At 61.0% G+C, this 20,379-nt stretch carries 16 protein-coding genes, 2 tRNA genes and 1 rRNA gene; 11 read left to right on the top strand and 8 right to left on the bottom strand.

Features of this window, described 5'->3' with window-relative positions:
* Positions 1-403: 403 nt before the first annotated feature.
* The 4 genes from A4R35_RS13895 to A4R35_RS13880 all read left to right on the top strand — a co-directional run bounded on the left by A4R35_RS13895 (position 404) and on the right by A4R35_RS13880 (position 1,481).
* Positions 404-477 (top strand) — tRNA-Ile (locus tag A4R35_RS13895).
* Between the two features lie 13 nt (positions 478-490).
* Positions 491-563: transfer RNA gene (locus A4R35_RS13890), tRNA-Ala, on the top strand.
* Positions 564-632: 69 nt separating this feature from the next.
* Positions 633-749, top strand: a 5S ribosomal RNA gene (gene rrf, locus A4R35_RS13885).
* 249 nt (positions 750-998) lie between these two features.
* Complete coding sequence (locus A4R35_RS13880) at positions 999-1,481, top strand: hypothetical protein (RefSeq protein WP_112430328.1); 483 nt, start codon at positions 999-1,001, stop codon at positions 1,479-1,481.
* A gap of 33 nt (positions 1,482-1,514) precedes the next feature.
* Here the strand turns inward: A4R35_RS13880 and A4R35_RS13875 are convergent, their stop codons facing one another.
* The 3 genes from A4R35_RS13875 to A4R35_RS13865 form a co-directional block, all read right to left on the bottom strand.
* Positions 1,515-2,642 carry a class I SAM-dependent methyltransferase gene (locus A4R35_RS13875; protein WP_112430326.1) on the bottom strand — a complete coding sequence of 376 codons (1,128 nt, stop codon included), beginning with the start codon at positions 2,640-2,642 and terminating at the stop codon, positions 1,515-1,517.
* A 135-nt stretch (positions 2,643-2,777) separates the two neighbouring features.
* Positions 2,778-3,878, bottom strand: a complete 1,101-nt coding sequence (gene holA, locus A4R35_RS13870; RefSeq protein WP_112430324.1) for a DNA polymerase III subunit delta — start codon at positions 3,876-3,878, stop codon at positions 2,778-2,780.
* A gap of 81 nt (positions 3,879-3,959) precedes the next feature.
* Positions 3,960-4,331, bottom strand: coding sequence for a PTS sucrose transporter subunit IIBC (locus A4R35_RS13865; protein ID WP_112430322.1), 372 nt, complete (start codon positions 4,329-4,331; stop codon positions 3,960-3,962).
* A gap of 274 nt (positions 4,332-4,605) precedes the next feature.
* On the opposite strand from A4R35_RS13865, the gene A4R35_RS13860 reads away from it, so the two are divergent.
* On the top strand, positions 4,606-4,974 hold the full coding sequence (locus A4R35_RS13860; RefSeq protein WP_146747219.1) for a hypothetical protein: 369 nt from the start codon (positions 4,606-4,608) through the stop codon (positions 4,972-4,974).
* Here A4R35_RS13860 and A4R35_RS13855 read toward each other — a convergent pair.
* On the bottom strand, positions 4,929-5,909 hold the full coding sequence (locus A4R35_RS13855) for a DUF92 domain-containing protein (protein WP_112430318.1): 981 nt from the start codon (positions 5,907-5,909) through the stop codon (positions 4,929-4,931). The genes A4R35_RS13860 and A4R35_RS13855 overlap by 46 nt on opposite strands.
* A gap of 595 nt (positions 5,910-6,504) precedes the next feature.
* Here A4R35_RS13855 and A4R35_RS13850 point away from each other — a divergent pair.
* The 4 genes from A4R35_RS13850 (at position 6,505) to A4R35_RS13835 (ending at position 11,725) form a co-directional block, all read left to right on the top strand.
* Entirely contained in the window at positions 6,505-7,746 is a 1,242-nt protein-coding gene (locus A4R35_RS13850) for a hypothetical protein (protein ID WP_112430316.1), read from the top strand.
* Positions 7,747-7,771: 25 nt separating this feature from the next.
* On the top strand, positions 7,772-9,634 hold the full coding sequence (locus A4R35_RS13845) for a glutamate mutase L (RefSeq protein ID WP_112430314.1): 1,863 nt from the start codon (positions 7,772-7,774) through the stop codon (positions 9,632-9,634).
* Positions 9,635-9,803: 169 nt separating this feature from the next.
* Positions 9,804-10,847: a hypothetical protein gene (locus tag A4R35_RS13840; RefSeq protein ID WP_112430312.1), complete on the top strand. Its 1,044-nt coding sequence runs from the start codon at positions 9,804-9,806 to the stop codon at positions 10,845-10,847.
* Positions 10,848-10,960: 113 nt separating this feature from the next.
* Positions 10,961-11,725: a class I SAM-dependent methyltransferase gene (locus A4R35_RS13835; protein WP_112430309.1), complete on the top strand. Its 765-nt coding sequence runs from the start codon at positions 10,961-10,963 to the stop codon at positions 11,723-11,725.
* A gap of 112 nt (positions 11,726-11,837) precedes the next feature.
* On the opposite strand, the gene gpmI is transcribed toward A4R35_RS13835, so the two are convergent.
* Entirely contained in the window at positions 11,838-13,427 is a 1,590-nt protein-coding gene (gene gpmI, locus A4R35_RS13830) for a 2,3-bisphosphoglycerate-independent phosphoglycerate mutase (RefSeq protein WP_112430307.1), read from the bottom strand.
* 557 nt (positions 13,428-13,984) lie between these two features.
* Here gpmI and A4R35_RS13825 point away from each other — a divergent pair.
* Positions 13,985-15,391, top strand: coding sequence for a CCA tRNA nucleotidyltransferase (locus A4R35_RS13825; protein ID WP_262982334.1), 1,407 nt, complete (start codon positions 13,985-13,987; stop codon positions 15,389-15,391).
* The gene (locus A4R35_RS13820; protein ID WP_112430303.1) at positions 15,378-15,887 is read left to right on the top strand and encodes a hypothetical protein; all 510 of its coding nucleotides are present in this window, start codon (positions 15,378-15,380) and stop codon (positions 15,885-15,887) included. Before A4R35_RS13825 ends, A4R35_RS13820 begins: the two co-directional genes overlap by 14 nt.
* Positions 15,888-15,985: 98 nt before the next feature.
* Here A4R35_RS13820 and A4R35_RS13815 read toward each other — a convergent pair whose 3' ends face one another.
* From A4R35_RS13815 to A4R35_RS13805, 3 genes are all read right to left on the bottom strand, one after another.
* Complete coding sequence (locus A4R35_RS13815) at positions 15,986-16,669, bottom strand: helix-turn-helix domain-containing protein (protein ID WP_112430301.1); 684 nt, start codon at positions 16,667-16,669, stop codon at positions 15,986-15,988.
* A gap of 119 nt (positions 16,670-16,788) precedes the next feature.
* Complete coding sequence (locus tag A4R35_RS13810; protein ID WP_112430299.1) at positions 16,789-18,354, bottom strand: APC family permease; 1,566 nt, start codon at positions 18,352-18,354, stop codon at positions 16,789-16,791.
* Positions 18,355-18,904: 550 nt separating this feature from the next.
* Positions 18,905-20,248 carry a hypothetical protein gene (locus A4R35_RS13805; protein WP_112430297.1) on the bottom strand — a complete coding sequence of 448 codons (1,344 nt, stop codon included), beginning with the start codon at positions 20,246-20,248 and terminating at the stop codon, positions 18,905-18,907.
* Between the last annotated feature and the right edge of the window lie 131 nt (positions 20,249-20,379).

Below are 20,379 nucleotides of genomic sequence, written 5' to 3'. Positions count from 1 at the left end.
TCGACTGGAGGGTACTGCAGCAGGCAGTAAGAACGCGGAGCCGTCACGATAGAGGCTAGAGCCTCTCCTGTGAATCTTGTTGAGGTGCAGATGCATCCGCTCGATTGCTTTGGCTCCGTTCCTGCCCGTGCTCGTACCTCCTCTCCCAGGTCGATCCTGTCACTCGACTCGATGCTCCGACTTCTCCTCTCTGCGAAGTCGGAAATCCGCTGAAAACCCTCTTGTCAGAAAGACTGACAGGTGGTAAAATAATAAGCGGTGATCGGGTGGCAGCAATGCAGAGAGTACCACTTGCCATAAGGCTGATGCCTGGCAGGTCGGTCGTCACAAACTCACCTTATCACTCTCCAGGTGTTCGGGTCACCCGGCACCCGTCAAGGTGATCTCACCAGTCCTTAACTGTGGGCTATTAGCTCAGGTGGTTAGAGCGCAGTCCTGATAAGACTGAGGTCCCTGGTTCGAGTCCAGGATGGCCCACCCACCCGCACAGGGGGATGTAGCTTAGTTGGTAGAGCGCTGCCTTTGCACGGCAGAGGTCAGGGGTTCGAGTCCCCTCATCTCCACCTGAGGGGGTGCCGGTTCCCAATCGGATGAACTGGCTCGCTCGATTGCCCGCCTGTCCATGCAGGTGGGGCGGTGACTATAGCGGAAGGGAAACACCCGTTCCCATCCCGAACACGGAAGTTAAGCCTTCCAGCCCCGATGATACTGCGGGGGAAGCCCCGTGGGAAAGTAGGACGTTGCCGCCCCACCTGCCTGGATGGGCGCTTCTTTATGTCCCTCCTCCGGCTCCCTTCCTTCCCTATCTTCAGATAAAAGATAATGATAGACACCTACGCTGCGCTTCGCCTATAATAGATTCTGAACCCATGATGAAGGCGTTCTCTCTGCCGCCCCAGCTTGTGACTGCCGCGAAGTCGCTGGCGCTGGCCAGTTGCAGATCGCCTTGCTCGCTATCCTCTCTGCCTGGGAGCTTGTTTGACTGGGGGACTCGTGTGATGAAGCCCTGGAAGCTGTTGACACGCCTCGCTGTGGCGATTTTCCTCGTGTTAGTCATTGTGGCGATCTTCGGCCCTAACTTGGCCGATTTTGCCAGGGGCCTCCTTGGCAATGTGGGCAAGCCTTTCTCTAACACTCTGTCGTTGTCTTCCTCCAACATCCAGGCTCACCTGGTCCATTCTCCTGATCCGACAGATGCCTCGGCTCCCTCCCCTTCTCACCTGCAAATCGCTGTCCAGGGCCTTAAGCCTTCTACTACTTATTACCTGACCATTGATGAGGACAGCTGTGGCGGCCCCACTCTGCTTTTTGTCGGCTCGCTGACGACTGACGACGTGGGGACCGCCCTCAAGGATTTCTCGCTCAATCTCAGCGATCCTGCAGGTCTGGCCTCGCGCAAGCTGTGGCTCAATTTCCATCGCGGCGACTTCAACGGTGTGAGCAGCGCCTGCTCGCCTATCGATACCTCACTGCTGCATTAGAGGCTCATCGGCCTCGACTGCGGCTGACCACGGTCAGCGCTGCTCGCGGGATGGGACTCTGCGCCTCATGATGAGCACCTTGAAGTTGCCCAGTCCCACAGGATCGGTCAGGGTCAGGACTTGTTGACGCAGGTTATACCAGCGCAGCAGAGCAATCTGCCCCTGATCCGTTGCTCGCTCTTGATCTGCTGCTGTGAAGTGGGTGCGACGGAGCTGTTCGAGTTCCTCGAAAATGCCCATGCGTTCTAGCCAGGCGCGCTGCGTAGTGAAGAGACGTAGACGAAGACCGTGACGACGCCCTTCGTCAATCAGCGCACTGAAATTGACATGGGCTGTGATGTCCTGCTCCCCGGGCCTCGCCAGGGGCTGCTCGTTGATGTGGTGTTTGTGGTAGCAGAGCAGGGTCCCTCTGCGCCGTGCGCGGCTGTAAAGGCGAGACGCCCGGTCTCCGTAGTCGATTACTAGCAGGAAGCCCTGCCGCAGCAGCAGGGCTTGCAGCTCTACCCAGCGCAGGGCCTCCAGGTTGATCTCTGCCCGCCAACCGTCGGGAAAGCTGCGCCAGCGGATGCAATAGCGGTCGAGATAGGTAACCACTTCCGGAGCTGACGGGACGACGATCTCCCGTAATCTGCCTTTATCGAGACCCACATAGATCTCGTAAAGCTGCCCCTGGTCTACTTCGACGAGGTGGACCGGAAAAGCGTCGACTAGCTCGTTAGCCAGAATAATATGAGGGGCCCCGTCTTTCTCACAGAGCTGCTGCAGCGCCGCGGCAGACAGCACGTCTTCCCCACGATGAAGATCCAGGCTTCGATAGCTGAGGGCCGCGGCAAACTCCGGCTGCTCTTGTTCTGCCCAGTCATGAACCCCTGCCTCTAACTCGCCTCGCCCGGCTCCCTGCTCCCAGACGCGGAAGGGCTGCGGATGGCCTAGCTCCTCCCACATCTGGAAGAGTTGACGCCCCAGGCAGTGGGCGAAGAAGTACCCGAGGTCACCGCTCGTGAAGTAATCCCCGGACCAGCCGATACGCGGAGCGCCGGCTGTATAGTAACCGCTCTCTGGATCGTAGAGCGCCATGCGCATATATTCGGCGAAAGGCAGCGGCCCCTCGCGCTCGATGCGGGCGATCAGTCTCTGTTCAAGGAGAGAATTCGTGGCCATCAGTGCATTCCTGTCCTGGGAAGAGCTTGATTAAGGGCTGGTGAGCTGCGTCTGAGAGGAGGCTGAATAAGCGCTTGTCGCTGTCAATAAGCTGACACACCCGGCTCTGTGGCTGATAGGCCAGGCCAGCCGCCGCTAGGGACGCGCGGAGGTGGTGAAGAAGTGCATGAGCAGCAAATCGAAGGCGACCTCGGGACTGAGGCGACTGCGCTTCAAGGCTGCGTCTGTTTCAACCAGCTGGCGATAGATGAACTCAAGCTGAGCCAGACTAAACTGCCGCACTTGCTGAGCAGCTCGCTCGGCGATGAAGGGGGCAATACCCAGTGTCGAGGCGATCTCTGCAGCGCGCAATCCCTTCTGCGTAAGCTCTTTGACGAGCAGGAGTGTGCGAACCTGCGAGAGCATGAAGCCAAGTAACAGTAACGGTGGCTGTCCCTCGGACAGCAAGCTGTGAAGGATGTCAAGAGCTTGCTGCTGCCTCCGCTGGGCCAGCGCATCGGTCAGATCGAAGATGCGTGTCTCCTGCACCTGGGCGGAGAGGGCCCGCACGTGAGGAACATCAATGGTGCCACCTTCACCGACGTAAGTGGCAAGCTTCTCCAGCTCGTTGGCCAGCATGCGCGTCTGGCTGCCGATGAAATTCGCCAGCAGCGTCACCGCCTCGCGCGTAATACGGACTTTAAGCCGCGCAGCGCGCTCCTCGATCCAACGTTCGAGGGCAGCCCCTTTGGGAAGCATATTTTTGATCTCCTGGCCGTAGCGGCGAGCCGCTTCCACCAGAGGATGACGGGCCTCAAGTGCCTCATCAACCAGAAGGATCAAAGTAGTCGAAGCCGGCATCACCGGCACAAAACTGGCCAGACCTTGCTCAAAGTCAGCGCGCGACGTGCCCCCAGCTTTCTTACTTCCCTTACGCGTACGGCTGCGCTTGCGCTCCTCGGTCCCCTCTCCTGCCGCTGAGGCGGCCCCCTGATCGCTCTCAGTAGAGGTGCTGACCGCCTCCCGCTCCTGAGCGGTCGAGGAACTACTCCGACGCTTACGGGGCAGCCCCTCGACAATTACCAACCGGCCCTCGCTCAGGAAGGGCAACGTACTACACGTTGCCACGATGGTCGCCAGCTCGGTTTCATCGCCGTGGTAGGTATCCTGGTTGTAGCCAAAATCCCCCTGCTGACGAAGGCTTTTCAGCGCTTCGCGGCTGCTGAACTCGTCATCGCCGTGCAGCAAATAGAACATAGCCCGCTCGTTCACTTACTCACTTGTCCTCAGTGAGAAGACACATCCCCGGCGACGTTGCTGGCTGGCTACAGCCGCATCTCATTCGGGCAGGAGCGTCGTTTGCCGGCGCGAGCGGCGACTCTCTGAGCGCGCGGCAAGCCAGTCGGCCAGCATACCACCGACTAGACCCAGGATGCTGCACAGGAACAGCGCGCCGAAGAAGGTCGCTCCAACCTGGGCATTGGGCAAAGGTGTATCGAAAATCAGCGTATCGACCCAGCCCAGAATCGCCAGCAAGCCGATAAACGCCCCGATGAAAGCTCCCAGAAGCACAATCCAGCGCCGTCTGACCAGCACCACGCTGACCCAGAAGATCACAAAGAGTGAAAGGGGCAGCGAGAGTAAGAAGCCGAAGAGGCTGGCCAGGAAAAGCCCATCGCTGGGATTAATGATGAGTGCTGGTCCTCCCATAGACCTTGCATTGCCTCCCGCTAGCTAGCTTTTGCGTTCGTATTATACTGCAGTGCCAGAAGGCTGACAATAGCAGCTCCACCTCTCCTCTTCGCTGACGGAGAGGAGATCGCCTGACTTGTTCAGAGTGTCGCCAGAGGGCTGGCATCCTGCCGCTGACGGTCAAAGGCTACCTTCTGGCTCTGCAACACCTCCCGGTGCTCTGCGTATATATAGACAGTCAAACCCTGGCAATAAGCTTGCATCTCAACCGGACGAATTCGAGGAAAAGGCCATGATGAATCGCATGACAACTCTGGGCTTGGACGAGCGTCTAGAACGGGCGCTTGCTTACGCGCTCTTCTGGATCTCGGGCCTGATCCTCTTCTTAGTCGAGAAGAACCGCAATGTTCGCTGGCACGCTGCCCAATCGCTGGTGACCTTCGGCGCACTCTCACTGGCGGTTCTGCTGCTTCAGTTCCTTCACGGGCTGTTGAGCCTGCTGCCCCTCTTGGGCTGGCTCATTGGCTTTGGTCTGAGCCTGCTGATCAATCTACTCGGCTGGCTGATGCTACTGCTCTGGTTGTGGCTCATGCTGATGGCCTGGCTCAGGCCGGACTATCGGCTGCCCTTCTTCAGCCGGCTGGCGGACAGCCTTGTGTAGCCCTGGCAAGGCTCGCTCTGCGGTACAGGGCTACGACTGAGGGCTGCGGCGATCAGGCTACCGCTCAGTGTGGCCAGGAAATTCACTACATCGTTGTTGACTCCTGGCCAGCCACGCACACGCTGGGTAAGGCTACCGCAGCGTCGATGGCGACGCTGCTCAGTCTCCTGTCCACAGCGTGGGCAGCGATAGACGGTCTGCAGGGTGGCGCCGAGGAGACTGTCGACCAGACTGCCTGCAAAACCGCTGAGCCAGGTGATGGCGACTAGGAGGAGAGGGCGGCCAGAACCTGGCTCTCTGGTGCTACCGGGCAGCAGGCGAGCCAGGGCGAGCAAGCCCTGCAGCACTATCCCTAGCGCCAGCGCCCCCGCCGCTGCGGCCAGCGTGCCCGGCCAGGAGACTGCCCCCGAGATACCGGGCGCTACTGGGCGCCCGGTTGTGATCAGGCGTGGAGGGCGACGGCTCAACACGCCCACTTCAGTGGCCCAGGTATCAGCTGTAGCGGTAGCCAGAGCACCGCCAAAGGCGGCCAGCCAGGGATCACAGGATACGGCCCTGGCCTGGCCCGAAGAGATCCTGGAGCGCCGGCGTAGCCCATAGCGCAGCGCACACCAGGTGGCTACCCCGCCATTAGCCGCCACTTGCAGCATGTCGCGAGCGCTACCCTTGTTGAACTGCTCCGCCGCGGTCCGGGCCTTCTGCTGCTGCCGGAAGCGGGAGAGCAGGCTGGAGGAGGCAAAGAAGAAGATAAGGGAGAAGCCCAGCTCCCAGCCACCTGCTCCGGCGGTCATCGTGCCAGTCACGATAGCTGCTGGCACTCCACTGCGACTGAGAGCGCCGCGGCGCTGAGCCAGCAGGCTGATCCCGCTGCTCACCAGTAGCCAGAGTAGGGGCCGCCACTGCCACGGACGCCGGCTGGCGCTCCTTTTCTCCATCGCCGTTTCTCCTCCTTTGTCTGGCGAATGATAAGCATCTGTCCTATCTTTTGTTACAGAATGCCGACAGGGCCAGTTCTATTGTAAAAAGGGCCTTGCTCGCCTGCAAGGGGCAGGGAGTGTAGTCTGCAGAGGGGAGAAGTAAGTAGTACTTTTGGCTGGGAATTATGGATCTATAGTATCATATCAGTGAGCCTGGCCATGTTTATTATCAGGTAGATATAGCAATCGAGGCAGGCAGCCAGCGCAGTGCGTTGCGTGCCCGCAAAAAGCATGCTACACTGCGAGCGAGCCAGATCCAGGAGCGAAGGTGACGGCCTGGTGAAAGTGAGGAGCAACAGTGATTAGGTGTAGCAACTGTGGAGAGCCAGTCGCTGCCGGCATGGCGACGTGCCGGCGCTGCGGCTTGCCTTTATCTGGCGGAGTTGGAAGTGCGGCAAGTGCTGCAGATGCGCAGAAAGGGGTATCTCAACGGTCAGAGTTGCCGGCATGGCTGCAGTCGTTGCGGGCAGGTGAGCGCCTGCCCGCGGGTGCTACCGGTCCCATTCCTCTTTCTGCCGCTGATTTGATCGACGAGGAGAGCCTCCCGAGCTGGATGCGCGCGGAGCAAAAGGAAGATACAGCGGAATATCAGTTTCCTGGCGGTTCCCAGTTTGGCGGCCCGGCAGACTACGCAGCAGCCCCACCGGCGCGGGGGATTGCTGCTCGCTCTCTCATTGATGAGCAGGCATTGCCTTCCTGGATGCGTGAGGGGCAGGGGCAGGAGGGAGCGGGAGCGCGCGAGGGCGGGCTGAGCGGTCAGAAGGATATTCCCGCCTCTAGCCTGGTAGAACCGGAGGCCCTGCCAGAATGGATGAAGTCTTTAGGGCCGTCAACGGTTGGCTCGGCTGGTACGGAACCTTCTGCCAGGGAGTCTTCGCGGCCCGCTTCTGCGGAGCGGGGTCAGGCGGCAGGCGCCCAGCTGGGGCTAGCCCCAGCGCCCGGGCAGCCTCTGCAGGCCCACGACCTGATTGATCCGCAGCAGTTACCGGATTGGCTCCGGGGCCAGCACTCGCCTACAGAGGCTGCCACAAAACTGGGTGCTCCTGGAGCCGGAGGCGCTACCCGGCTGGAAGCAGCTTCTCTGATCGATATGAATGCTTTGCCTGCCTGGCTGCGTGAGGGTCAGCTAGAGAATGCAGGCCCACGACCTGCGTCGCCATCGCCGGGGGGGCAAGGTGGCCCGGTGGCCCCTCCCCCTTCGCCGTCTCTGCCTGCCGGTGGCCTGACGGCGGCCTCGCTCATCGATATGAATGCTTTACCCGAATGGCTGCGCTCCTCAATGGAAACGCCTGCTCCCGCTGGCTCTAGTGGACAGAATCCAATGACCTTGCAAGAGCCTGGGCGAACGCTGCCCGATCCTATGCAACCGCGTGTGGAGAATATGCGCGTGCCCAGCCGACCCCGTACGGAGCTAGGAGTCAGTGAGCAGAGTGAGGCGGCAGCCAATGTTTTTGCTTCTCTGCTGGGGGTGGCCTCGGCTGCGCCTTCGTTGCCTGCCCAAAGTGCTGACCCCCGCTACGGACAGGGGGCGCCAATCTCGCCTTCGTCTGCTCCTGCTGCTGGTGGGGTGATGCCTGCTGCGCCGGCTGCTCCTCCGGGGTATCCCGCTACGTATATCGGTGCCAGCGCGAGCGCGCATCCTGCGCCGGCGGCCTCCGCGTATGCGGCGCCGCCTCCATCCGCACCTCCTCCAGGGCCAGGCGCCGAGGCTCACGCGCAGTCCCGGGCACAGACTCAGGCCCGGCCTGCGAAGCGTAGCTTCCTCGATGTGATTCGTAGCTGGTTCCCGCACTAGGTGAGAGAAGAGGGGTGTTCTGGAGATGCAGACGCAGTTGAATCAGCAGGAGGGTCAGGCAACCGCTCATAGAAAAGATGCTGCTGCCGCCAATTCTATTTTGGTTGCCGACTGCGGCAGCGTGCTAACCAAGGTTTCATTGCTGGGCCTGGTCGAAGGGCAGTATCGCCTGATGGCGCGCGGCGAGGCTCCAACAACCCTGGCTGCCCCCCAGGAGGATATTACTCGGGGCATCGTGCAGGCCATCAACGAGATTGAACTGGTCACAGGACGGCAAATTATTGTCGATGGCCGTTTACTGGCACCGGAGCAGCCGGATGGCAATGGCGTGGATGTCTTCGTGACCACTATTAGCGCCGGTGGCCCGCTTCGTTTGCTGGTCCTGGGCGCAGCCAACCCCACGCTGACAGACCTGGTCAGCCAGGCGGTCTCGGGCCTCTATGCTGAGACCCATGCCTTGCCTTCGCCGACGTTTACCGCGAGTATGGCCGCCAGTCAGCTCGCGCAGCCGGGTGCGACACCATTGCCAGGTGTAGGCCCCGTGCCCTGGACTCCCGAGCGCCTGGCCCTGGAATGGCGCCGGCAGATCGATCGACTGCGCGAGCTACAGCCGCACGCGGCTATCATTGTTGGTATGGCTGATGGGCCGACAGGAGCGACTCCTATTCAGGAGGCCTGCCAGCTTCTGGTCAATGCTGCCCAGGAGCAGCGCGAGAAGACGCGGCTTTTCCCTTTGCCGGTACTCTATGCCGCCGCTCCTCAATATGTGGAAGCCTCACGGCGCCTGATCAACGGCGCTGGCGAGGTGATGCGTTTGGACCCGCTGGTCTCAGCCTCTAATCTCGGCTCGATCAGTCTGGCCGTCAGTTCGCTCTACGAGCGCTCGATTCTGCGTCGTTTGCCGGGCAGCGAGACCCTCTGGTCCTGGTCTTCGGCGACCCCTGTGGCGACAGCGACCTCCCTCAGCAGCCTGGTGCGCTTTCTGGCTCACCACTATACAATGAATGTGATGGCGGTCGATGCGGGAGGAGCTAATACGACCTTGCTGCTGGCTGGCGAGCGCGGGGAGTTTATCCCGATGGTCAATGCGGGCATTGGGGTCGGCTCCGGCCTGGGCGAGTTGCTGAAGCGCGTCGGCTCCCAGCATATTAGCCGCTGGTTGCCCTTTGATGTCTCCGATGAGGAACTGCGCCAGTTCGCGCTCAATACGATGTTGCACCCCCACGTGGTCCCCAGCAACCAGCGGGAGCTGCAGATCAGCCAGGCCTTTGCCCGTGAGGCGATTCTGCTGACCGCCGAAGCGCTGAAAGCTGGGTCCCTTAGCAATTTCTCGCCCGATCTGGTCCTGGCCACTGGCGGCGTGCTGGCGCATGCCCCGCGTCCCGCTCAGGCTGCCTTGATGCTGCTCGATGCCTTGCAGCCGCGCGGCGTGACCTCGCTGGTGCTGGATCGCACCTTGCTCTTCCAGCAGTTGGGGGCAATTGCCACGGTGAACCCGGTGGCTGCCGTGCAGGTCAATGAGAACGATGCCGTGACCCATCGCCTGGGAACCTGTGTGATCCCCTATGGAACCCTACCGCCCGACCAGATTGCGCTGCGGGTCGTTGTGGAGTATAGTAATGGACGACAGGTCCAGGTCGAGGTCATGAGCGGCTCGATTGAGGTCATCCCTCTGCGTTTGAATGAGCAGGCATTGCTAACGCTCTATCCTGCCCCAACGGTCGATGTGGGGCTGGGCCCGGGCGAGCGCGCCCGCGCTGCCGAGGAGATCGATGGTGGTCTGGTGGGCCTGATTATCGATGCCCGCGGTCGCCCCTTGGTGCTGCCAGCGGATAAGGCCGAACGCCATGCCCGGTTGCTGCAATGGTCTCAGGCCATTGGCGCTTAGTCGGACACTGGCCGCCAACCGGCTGGCGAGCAGTATCCGCTACCGCTCAGGCCCGATCTTGTGTATGTGTATTGGTATTGTCGTTGTGGCTGTTCCAACGGTTCTCTGAGGTCCACTGTTGTCGATGATGCTCTTCTGATCTGGCGCGTGCGTGGGAGGCGCCGCTACGATGGCCTATCCCCTGGGGTGGTCTGTACGCTTGCAGGTTGTGGTGCGCAGAGAGCGCTGGCCCGGTGGCTCACGCGCAGGAGCGGTGGCGCTGGTCTATCCCGGCCAGACGGTCGAGCCAGACCAGCCGGTGATCCGACTGAAGCGTGAGGAGCGCGGCGAGGAGCTAGGTGGCCTTCCTCGCCTCTCGCTACCAGCGGTAACGCGGAAGCTACTGGCAATCCACCCAACGGGTGCACATCACCTGAGCGATACGCAAACGGCGCTGGCCGTGCCTGCTCTGGGTGAGGAGACAGTGCCGGCTGGCCTGCGGGGACGTGTTGTCGATGTGACGGCTCGTGGTGGGGTGGTGATCGAAAGTCAGGTGGTGGCTGTCCAGGGAGTGCTCGGCGCTGGCCCCCAGGTGGCTGGTGTACTGACGCTCTGGCAGGCTCTGGGCAACGGCGGTTCACGTTCGGTGCAGCCTATTCCTCCCGGCGCTATTCTGGTAGTACCTGGCCCGCTAAGCTTTCTTCTGCTGCGCCATGCCCTCAATTCCGGCGTAGTTGGCATTATCGCCAGCAGCATCTTTCTGCGCGATCTTGAAGGCTTCCTTCATGCCGACCTGCTGGAGTTGGTGAACAGTCCGGGCGGCGAAGACCTGCAATCCCGCTTGCCGCCCCTGACGATTATGTTAACGGAGGGCCTGGGGAGTCTGGCGATGCCCGCACGCCTGTTACAGCTGCTGAGTTGCTATCAGGGACGGGTGGCCCTCCTCTCGGGTTTTACCTCAGTTCGACGGCCTGCGCTGCCGGAGCTGCTGATCTCCCTCACCGCTGCCGAGGCTGAGGCCCTCCCTCGCCAGGAGCCAGATCTGGCGCTGGTACCCGGGGCGCGAGTGCGTGTCTGCTCTGGCGACTACTGCGGCAGGACGGGCGAGGTGCTCTCGCTCTTCCTTCATCGTCAGCGCCTTCCCTCCGGGGTACGTGCTCAGGCAGCTCGTGTGCTTCTGGAGGAGGGCGAGGTGATCGTAGCGGCTCTTTCCTGCCTCGATCGCATCGGGTAGATCTGCGGCGGCTCTCTCCTATGAGGAGAGCGCACTCTTTCTCGCTAGCCGTTGCTCGTCCGTGTTTCTTTTTTGTGTTGGTCGAGCTCGCTGCAAAAAGCTGAGGTGTTGTCTTGGCTGCCAGTGATTGGAATGCGGCCCTCTATGATGCGAAGCATGCCTTTGTCTTTGCCTATGGCAGCAGCCTGGTGGAGCTGCTGGCGCCACGCCCGGGCGAGCTGATCCTTGATGTGGGTTGTGGAACGGGCCATCTGACGGCCACCATGGCGCGCAGTGGCGCTCAGGTGGTGGGCCTCGACCGCTCGCCGGCGATGATCGAGGTCGCTCGCCAACACTATCCAGACCTCGAATGGCACTTAGGCGATATTCGCTCCTTTCTCTATCCGCGTCCCTTTGATGCCATCTTCTCCAACGCCACCCTGCACTGGATACCCGAGGCCGAGGCCGTAGCTGAGGCTTTGGCGCGCTTGCTCAAGCCGGGCGGGCGCCTGGTGCTGGAGATGGGAGGGCGCGGCAACGTAGCGGCCCTCTGCGCTGCTGTACAGGAGGTGCTCCAGGAGCAGCTGGCAGTGACGCCCCCCAACCCCTGGTATTTTCCGGCCCTGGGGGAATATGCTGCCTTGCTGGAGGCTCACGGCTTTGAAGTCCAGGCTGCCTGGCTCTTTGAGCGCCCGACTGTCCTGGAGGAGGGTGAGCGAGGGCTGCGCCTCTGGCTGGAGATGTTTGGCTCTGCCCTGCTAGAGGCGGTGCCCGTAGAACGTAGGGAAGAGGTCCTGGTCGCTATCGAGACCAAAGCTCGCCCTGTGCTCTTTCGAGAAAAGGAAGGACACTGGGAGCTGGATTATCGCCGTTTGCGCCTCCTGGCCCGCCGTCTTTGAGGGGGCCGTTCTCCCCTCAGAGTTATCCACACCGGTGGAGAGTTATCCACATATGTCACCACAAGATGTGGATAACTCCCCCGATTCCACCACAAGATGTGGATAACTCCGTCTACTGCTGAGGTAGGAGCAATGAGCGACCGGTCATCTCGCGCGGTTGAGGCAGCCCCATAATCTGCAGAATGGTTGGCGCGATGTCCGCCAGAATGCCGTCGCTGCGTAGTCTGGCATCGGCGAGCTGGGGCACAACCAGATAGAGGGGCACCGGGTTGGTCGTGTGGGCAGTCATGGGCTTGCCGCTGTCGTAGTAGATCATCTGCTCGGCATTGCCATGATCGGCGGTGATCAGCAGGCCGCCACCCACCGCCAGGGTAGCCTCGACGACACGTCCAACGCCGGCGTCGACAGCCTCGACAGCCTTAATGGCCGCCTCCAGAACGCCGGTGTGACCGACCATGTCGGCGTTGGCATAGTTCATGATCACAAGATCATACTGGCCGCTGCGGATGCGCTCAATGGCGGTCTCGGTGACGCCCGGGGCGCTCATCTCAGGCTGCAGGTCGTAGGTTGGCACCTTGGGTGAGGGAACAAGCAGGCGCTCCTCGCCGGGAAAGGGGGTTTCGCGGCGCCCGTTGATGAAGTAGGTCACGTGGGCATATTTTTCGGTTTCCGCTGTATGGAACTGCCGCAGGCCGTGCTCGGAGATGACGCGGGCCAGGGGCATCTCCACCTCGTCGGCACGGAAGGCTACTTCTGCCGGCAGCCCGGCCTCGTACTCGGTCATCATGACGAAAACCAGGTCGCGCAAACGTGGGCCACGCTCGAATTTGCCAGCGGCCTGGGGCGGCAGTTCTTCCAGCACAAAGGCTTTGGTCAGCTGACGGGCACGGTCGGGGCGGAAGTTATAATGGATGAGGGCGTCGCCTTCCTGGACAAGGGCCAGCGGATGCTCCTCTTCCATGATGACGGTGGGAACTATGAATTCGTCGGTGATGTGGCGTTCGTAGGACTGCTGGATAGCGGCCACCGCCGATGGGGCGCGCTCGCCTTCGCCGCGCGTCATGGCCAGATAGGTTTTGGCTGTGCGCTCCCAGCGATTATCTCGATCCATAGCATAGTAGCGCCCGCTGACCGTGGCCACACGCGCCGGATGATCGCCACCGATCTCACGCGCGCGCGTCTCCAGGCGCTTCATGAATTCGATGCCAGCGGTGGGCGACGTATCGCGCCCATCGGTGAAGGCGTGAATATAGACGCGCTCGATCTCGTGCTGGCGGGCCAGCTGCAGCAGGGCCTCCAGGTGATCCTCGTGGGCGTGCACACCGCCATTGCCAAGTAGGCCGCAGATGTGCAGCTGCGAGTGATTGCGTTTGACATGTTCGATGGCCTTGAGCAAGGCCGGATTCCGGTAAAAGCTGCCGTCCTGGATAGACTCGCTGATGCGGGTGAAATCTTGCAGGACGCGTTTGCCTGCTCCGATGTTCTGATGGCCAACCTCGGAGTTGCCCATCTGGCCGGGAGGCAGTCCAACAGCCTCGCCCGAGGTCCTGACGAGGGTATGTGGCCACCGGCGCTCTAGCTCGTCGATGTGTGGCGTGCGTGCCAGAGCGATGGCGTTGCCCTCTTTACGCGGGTTGAAGCCCCAGCCGTCCATCACGATCAGCACGAACGGGCGTGGTCGCCCAGTAGATGCCTTACTCATCGTTCCTCGTTCTGCTCCAGTCAAAAAGTTAAGGCGTGTGTCCTATTGTATCATGGGCGCCGCTGACCTTCAGCAGGCTGCGGCCAAAAAGCCGCGAGCGGGAGAGAGCTGGCGCAGCGAAGGGGCAGGATAGGGTAGGACTGGGCAAGGAGGCCAGGTCTCTGGTGAAGAGGAGGGGAGAGCGAGGGAAAAACAGCGATCGCAGATCAGCGGACCAGATCAGCCAGCCAACACAGTAGGCTGCACAGCCACTTTTCCAGAGGGGCGGGCCGGTCTGGTCGGGCAGGCCAGGCTGGCTATCGCCTGTGGCCAGAGGCCATGATATAATAAATCCGTTGCACTTGCTGTGACCTGTCCTGGATCAGGCAGAGAGGCAGATCGCTTCCAGCAATTCCCCCGCCAACATCGCTAAAGCTCGAAGAAGGAGAAAACCAATCGTAGCGAACCAGCAAAGGAACGACTCTATTAGGGAAGGGAAGCGAATATACACATATTCGATGCGAGATATCATTCTAGAACTGGCACGGATTTTTCGCGCACATAACAAGCAGCTGTACATGGTGGGGGGGACAGTGCGCGATGTGCTGCTGGGGCGCAGTGAGTCAAGCGATGCCGACTTGGCGACAGATGCCCGCCCCGATGAGATCAAGCGCCTGGTAGGGCCGACGAAGCCGACGGCTATTGTCCTGGTAGGGGAGCGTTTTGGCACGGTGCGCCTCCACTACGGCGAGCATATTATTGAGATTACGACCTTCCGCGATGAGCGCTACAACCCGGAGTCGCGCAAGCCGGAGGTCTGCTTTGGCACCGTACTGGAGGAGGATCTGCGCCGGCGTGATTTTACGATCAATGCTATGGCCTATGATCCCCTGACTGGCCAGCTCTATGATCCGTTCGGCGGGCGCCTGGATCTGGCGCGACGTCTCTTGCGCGCCGTCGGCAACGAGCCTGATAAGCGCTTCGATGAGGACCCGCTCCGCCTCCTGCGCGCTGTGCGTCTGGCGGCCCAGCTCAATTTTACCATCGAGGAGGAGACGCGCCGCGCTATCGCCCGTCAGGCGAGCAAGCTGCAAAAGATTAGCCGCGAGCGCATTCGAGACGAGATGCATAAGCTGCTGCTCTCGCCTCATCCGGCGCGTGGCCTGGATCTGCTGGTCGAGCTGGGACTGATGCAGTGGATTATTCCCGAAGTGCTGGAGCTGCGCGGCGTGAGCCAGCAGCAGAGCCAGCGGAGCGTCCCTTCGAAAGATGTCTATGCGCACGTGCTGCGCGTCGTAGAGCGCACTTCGCCGCGCCCGGTAGCTCGGTGGAGCGCGCTGCTACACGATATTGCCAAGCCACGTACACGCACGGTCGAGGATGGCAAGGTGCATTTCTTCGGCCATGAGGAGGTCGGGGCGACGATGGCCCGCGATATCTTGCGTCGCCTCCACTTCGATCGCGATTTCTGCGAGCGCGTTGCGCGCGTGGTTCGGCTGCATATGCGCGCCAATGCCTATAGCTCTGATTGGACCGATGGGGCGGTACGTCGCCTGATGCTGGAGGCCAACGATGATCTGGAAGATTTGCTGGATCTCTCTCGGGCCGATATTACCAGCTACCGCGCCGATAAGGTTTCACGCGCCGCCGCTCGTGTGGTGGAACTGGCCGAGCGCTGCCGTCGCTTGAAGGAGGAAGCCGAGCGCGTGCCGCTGAAAAGCCCGCTGGATGGCCATGAGCTGATGGCGATGTTTGGGCGCGGCCCCGGTCCCTGGCTACGACCCCTGAAGGACTATCTGCTCAGTCTGGTTATCGATGGAGTGCTGGCCCCCGACGATAAGGAGCGCGCTGCTCAGTTCGCCAGGGAATTCGTGGCTCAGCAAGAGCAACAGAATCAATTGCAGCCAAAACAGCAATATGCTCGTGAACAGGAGCAGAGACAGCAGGAAGAGCAACATGAGGGTGTGAGCCATGCCAAAGAATAAACCAGGAGCGCAAACGCAGTCGCAAACGCAGGCGCAGGCTGCTGCCTCGCCCCCATCTCCCTCTTCATCTGCCTCCCAGAAGCTAAAGGCTGGTGAGCAGCCCGCCGAGGCTCGCAAGGGACGGCAGGAGCAGAAGCCCCGCATCGGCGGCCCTGCAGTGCCAGGAGCGAAGTCTACGCTACCGCGCACGGCCACAGCGACTGATCCCCAACAGCAGCAGTATGAGAATATGAACCGGGAGATGCGCCGTCGCCTGCGCCAGATGAAGGCCGGCCCCTATAGCGAGGCCCCTTCTCCCGCCGAGAAGTATCGTAAGAAACTGGAGAAGCAAAAGCGGAAAAAAGAGCAGCAAAAGAAAGCCGTTGAAAGAATCGCCGAGACGGCTCCGCATCAGATTCACCTGGGGCGCCGCCTGATCTATTTCGTGGTCGCCATTGTGCTGGTCCTGGTCGTGGTGATTGTTCTGGCCTTACTGCATCACTTTGGCGTCTTCTAGCAGGTGCTCAGCTTATGCTACTTGAGCTGAGACGCTGAGGCCCCCGCGCTCTCTGTTTGCCTGTTTTCTCCACTGATGTGCGTTGTCTTGTGCAATCTTCAGAGTAGCTTGCGGTGGAGAATAGAGATCAGCGTATCGGTCAAAGTAAGAATTTCCTCGAACTGACGCGCCTGCTCCTCCAGAGGGAGGCCGCGGCTCTGCCACCGGGGGAGCAGGGATTGCTCGAAGGCGGCGATCTCGCTGCGTACCAGCTGGCGCAGGTGAAAGCGGATGAGAGTTACCAGGGCCAGCGGCAGGCCCAACTCCATCAGCCGACGATAGAGTTCGACCAGCAGAAGATCGTCTCCGGTAAACAGAGCCTGTTCGCCCTCCTGCACGGGAAAAAGCAGCTCCAGCCGTAGCAGCTCATCGAGCAGCGCGGGCGAGATTCCTGTCTGCTCAAGCAGCAGTTCGCGGCTGAAGCGCGCCTCCTGACTGCTTGTTGCCAGAGGACGCAGGAGCCGCTGCTTCAGGGCCAGATTCATCTGGATTTCGCCATGTTGAGCGCGGATCTCCAGCAGCTGTCTGATCAGATCGAGTGGCAGGTTATGCTTCTCTTTCAGCTCTTTGATCAGGGTCAGGACGCGCACGTGTTCCCCGCCGTAGTAGGCGACGCGGCCTCGCTTGTGGGGTGGTGGCAGCAGACCCTGCGTATTGTAGAAGCGGATGGTGCGGCTGGGTATGCCTGTCACCTGTGATAATTCATCTATACTCAGCTCTCGCTCGGCATCTTCTTGCTGCAAGGAAAGCGGACCTCGGCACGTGTGAGATAGTTGCTGTTACATATAACGTGCCGCTGGCCCGCTTTCAAGACTCGCCGGACCACGGGCGAGTGAGCGCTTCGCTGCCAGCCAGCGCTCGCTCAGGCTGAGGCGCTACTCCCTCCGGCAGCATCGCTGGCAGGATTCACGTCCTCGGGCGAGCCGATGACCTCGGCCAGAATTTCTTCGTCGGAGACGTCTCGTCGCATGGTCGCCTGGCCGATAAAGTAGATCACGGCCCCGGCCACCAGGGAGATGGCCGCGAAGCCTACCAGCGAGAGATCCCAGGCCAGGGTATTGATCAGCGTCGTCCAGGGTGAGATAAAGATGACTGCTACCCCGAAGGCGCTGGCGACGCAGCCGATGACCGCGCACAGGTAGAAAACCCAATCTGGTGCCAGCTGCACGCGCTGGAAGCTCTCGCGGTACTTATAGCGAATATAAATCACATCGATGAAGAGAAAGACCATCGAGATGCACCAGATGATAGTAACTGCAGCCTGAAGGACATCGTAGACAACCGTTGACAGGTCAGAGGGCTTGAGCGCCTGGATGACGAAGGGGGCGATGATGAAGGTGATGACCGTCAGAACGCCCGAAATGATGCTCTGGACCAGCACCGCTACCCAGGGCACACGGTTGCGGTTGACCTTGCTCATCATGGTGGGCAGGCGTCGGTCAAGGCCTGAGACGAAGAGCAGGCGCCCGAAGGAGTAGTTGTAGACGACGGTGTTGAAGAGGAAGAAACCGATGAAGATGAGGTTGACGATAGTGGCCAGCACGTTGCCCGCCGGGCCAAAGCCGTATTTGACCGCTGCTGCTACGACGGAAGGGTTACCCTGGCTCTGAATAGCCGGCGGGACGGCCATCATGACGCCGAAGGTGCCGAGCAGGTAGGCGAGCATGACGACGACCGAACCCCAGAGGAGGTAGCGCGTGATGGCGCGTGTGTTCTGGATCTCTACCCCCATGTTAAGGGGGACCTCGATGCCGAGCAAGGCCAGAATCACCAGGCCGTAGAAGGTGTAGTTCGTGTTGTTGAGCTGCCAGTGGGCGGCGGAAAAATCGGCCTGGGCCGGGTGGCCGCTGAGGAGCCAGATCAGGCCAGCGAGGCCAACCAGCAGAATGGCGCCGCCATAGGCGACAAAGATGACGTTGACGAGGTTCTGTGTCACACGGAAGCGCAGCACCGAGAGTACACAAGAAAGGGCAATGACCAGAAGGATCACCAGACCCTGCTGCCAGGGCTCCGCTAGCAGGCTGAGGCCGTACTGGCTGCCGAGTTGCTGAATGAGGGAAACAACGGCGTCGCCGGTGGCGATCATCACGAGTACGCCAGGCCACCAGGCGCAGAAGCCGGCGAAGAAGCCCATGAAGGCCCCGAAGGCGCGCGTAGTCCAGACATAGATCGATCCCTCACCGGGGAACATCAGGCCAAGCTGGCCAGTGACAATGGCACCGGGAATGAGAAAGGTCAGAAAGCCTAAGATCCAGTAAATAAAGGCCGCTGCCCCGGCCCCTGTGACAACGCTGGAGTTGCTGATGAAGAGGACGATGGCTACGAAAATCGCGACCATGTCGAAGGAGTTGAGGACTTTCGGGAGAATGCCGCCAGCGATACGCTCGGAGCGCAAGACTGTGCCGCTGTTCTCTGCTGCTGTCTCCATAAGTGCTTGCCTCCCGGCTGAAAAGCTGGTCGCTGGTTTGTCCGCCCGCTCCCTATCCTCCTCTCTGTTTGCCTGTGTAGCTTGCTGCGGGCCGTCTCGTCTGGACTGGGCCTGAAGAGTGTGGCTGAGTAGGAGGAGAAAGCAGGCGAAAGTCCGGGCGACCCTGACGACGGTTGGTTGGCTCTTGCTCTGAGAAGAGAGGCGGTCGAGAGCGCCTGGCCTGGGTAGGGTGGCAGATGCCTGGTTGGGTTTGGGCGCAGGTTGAGCGCTTATGAGGAAGAGCAAGAGCCTTGAGGACCCCGACCTACTTTGCTCTTCCATTGAGGACGAGGCGCCCTCGCTTGCCTGGGTGGGTCAGGTGCCTGCCGTACGGCTGGGCTGTGTTGAGTAGAAAAACATCCCCCCTTTCCCGTAGCTTCCTGTCACGACGGGAGGGTACGTCCCTGGCCTGGCCAGGAATCAGCAAACGGTCAGGCCGGGTGGATGCCGGCACTGGCAGCGAAACGCTCTATACCTAGAGTATAAACGATAGTTGATCCATGCGCCAGGGTCAGCTTTTCCTGGTCGAAGCGGTGGGCGATGGAGAGGGAGTTGCTTGCTGGCTGCCGGCGTTGAGCTTAGCCTTCTCCGCGGCGAGCGTGCGCTGCACGCCGCGCAGGTAGGTTTGAGCGCCGTCGAGGTCGGCGTCGGTAATGGCCTGCAGCTGTTTGGGCATCTGCTTCACCTGCGTTGACCAGCTCTCCAGCACGGTCTGCAAAGCTGCCAGCACCTGGTTATCCTGGCCGATATTCGCCAGCCACTGGCGTGCCTGCTTGAAGGCGCGCAGGGTAACATTCAAGAAATCGCCGGTGACGTTGGCTGCCAGGGTCAGCAGCGGGCTGACGAAGACGTTGTAGGCTGTGCGCAGCAGACGGGCAGCCGCGATGGCGGCATCCAGAGAGACGCCTTCAATGTTCTCCAGAGAGGAAATTAGCTCCTTACGCACAGAGTCGGCGCCTGCCTGGAAACCGCGATTAAAGGCATCGGCCACCTGACGCTCGATGTTGCTGGCGGTATTGCCGATCGTCTCGGGGATTTTAGGAGCCAGCTGCGACGCGGCCACCACCGCCCCACCGGTAGCCGCCACGCCCAAACCGACCAACACGCGGCGCCGCGTAAGGATGCGCTTCCTGCGACGCGGCTTCTCCTCCTCGTAGTATTCCTCCTCTTCGGGAGGGAGGAACTCCTCTGGCTCTAGCTCGGCCAGTCGGCGCGTGGCCAGATGCCTGGTAGCTCGTCGCCTGACCGGCGGGAGCGGCTCGCTCTTGCTGAAGGCGCTCCCTTCCTCTTCGTCCTCTAGCAGCTCATTCTCGTAGCGACCAGCCGCGGCCATCGCTCTGCCGTAGCGCTCCTGGTTGTAGCTCTCCTCAAACTCTGGAGGGGCAAAGCCATACTGCCCCGCCTCGTCTTCGACCAGGGCTATGGCCTCGTCGCTCCATTCTTCGGCCTCTTCCTCCTCTGGCAACTGGCGGCGTGAAGGCAGGCGTGAGGGGCGCGGTCCAGCTGTGGCGTACAGCTCTCGGCTATAGAGCGTATGGCTTCGGCCCCGCACCGATGGCAGCAGCTCCTCTTCCGTCTCTGGGGGCGCGGTCAGGACCCCTTCGCTGTGTAGACTCATCTCCTCGCGTTTGCTTGCCAGAATGCTCTGGCGCATCAGCTGTCGCGTCCGGCGCAGATCAGGGCGTCGTGTTAGCAGGGAGCCGGAGGGGGTGCGGCTGCTGCTAGCGGAGGGCCAGCGCGTCTGCTCCGTCTGACCACGATAACTCTGCGACCTCAGATCCTCGTAATCCTCCTGACTGTACTGGCGGCCCGGGCTTCTGCGGTATAGCCTTCTCTCCATACGCTCGTTTGTCATGCATTCCTCCCAACACTGATCAGGCTGTTTGGTCGGCGGCGTAGTCTCCTTGCCAGCGTCGGTGGCCTGAGTAAGCGTTGAACACTGTGCGCTTTATACTCATTTTACCTCATCGAAGAGCAGTTCGTCTA

This window comes from Thermogemmatispora tikiterensis, assembly GCF_003268475.1.
Taxonomy (GTDB): domain Bacteria; phylum Chloroflexota; class Ktedonobacteria; order Ktedonobacterales; family Ktedonobacteraceae; genus Thermogemmatispora; species Thermogemmatispora tikiterensis.
The sequence above is the reverse complement of the archived record's forward strand: the minus strand, read 5'-3'. Positions and strand labels throughout refer to the sequence as shown.

Coding starts and splice junctions, on each gene's coding strand:
- A4R35_RS13860 (WP_146747219.1), top strand. CDS start 4,606: ATGATGAATCGCATGACAACTCTGGGCTTGGACGAGCGTCTAGAACGG.
- A4R35_RS13845 (WP_112430314.1), top strand. CDS start 7,772: ATGCAGACGCAGTTGAATCAGCAGGAGGGTCAGGCAACCGCTCATAGA.
- A4R35_RS13875 (WP_112430326.1), bottom strand. CDS start 2,642: ATGGCCACGAATTCTCTCCTTGAACAGAGACTGATCGCCCGCATCGAG.
- A4R35_RS13850 (WP_112430316.1), top strand. CDS start 6,505: ATGCGCGCGGAGCAAAAGGAAGATACAGCGGAATATCAGTTTCCTGGC.
- A4R35_RS13840 (WP_112430312.1), top strand. CDS start 9,804: ATGGCCTATCCCCTGGGGTGGTCTGTACGCTTGCAGGTTGTGGTGCGC.
- A4R35_RS13880 (WP_112430328.1), top strand. CDS start 999: ATGAAGCCCTGGAAGCTGTTGACACGCCTCGCTGTGGCGATTTTCCTC.
- A4R35_RS13820 (WP_112430303.1), top strand. CDS start 15,378: ATGCCAAAGAATAAACCAGGAGCGCAAACGCAGTCGCAAACGCAGGCG.
- gpmI (WP_112430307.1), bottom strand. CDS start 13,427: ATGAGTAAGGCATCTACTGGGCGACCACGCCCGTTCGTGCTGATCGTG.
- A4R35_RS13810 (WP_112430299.1), bottom strand. CDS start 18,354: ATGGAGACAGCAGCAGAGAACAGCGGCACAGTCTTGCGCTCCGAGCGT.
- holA (WP_112430324.1), bottom strand. CDS start 3,878: ATGTTCTATTTGCTGCACGGCGATGACGAGTTCAGCAGCCGCGAAGCG.
- A4R35_RS13855 (WP_112430318.1), bottom strand. CDS start 5,909: ATGGAGAAAAGGAGCGCCAGCCGGCGTCCGTGGCAGTGGCGGCCCCTA.
- A4R35_RS13825 (WP_262982334.1), top strand. CDS start 13,985: ATGGTGGGGGGGACAGTGCGCGATGTGCTGCTGGGGCGCAGTGAGTCA.
- A4R35_RS13805 (WP_112430297.1), bottom strand. CDS start 20,248: ATGACAAACGAGCGTATGGAGAGAAGGCTATACCGCAGAAGCCCGGGC.
- A4R35_RS13865 (WP_112430322.1), bottom strand. CDS start 4,331: ATGGGAGGACCAGCACTCATCATTAATCCCAGCGATGGGCTTTTCCTG.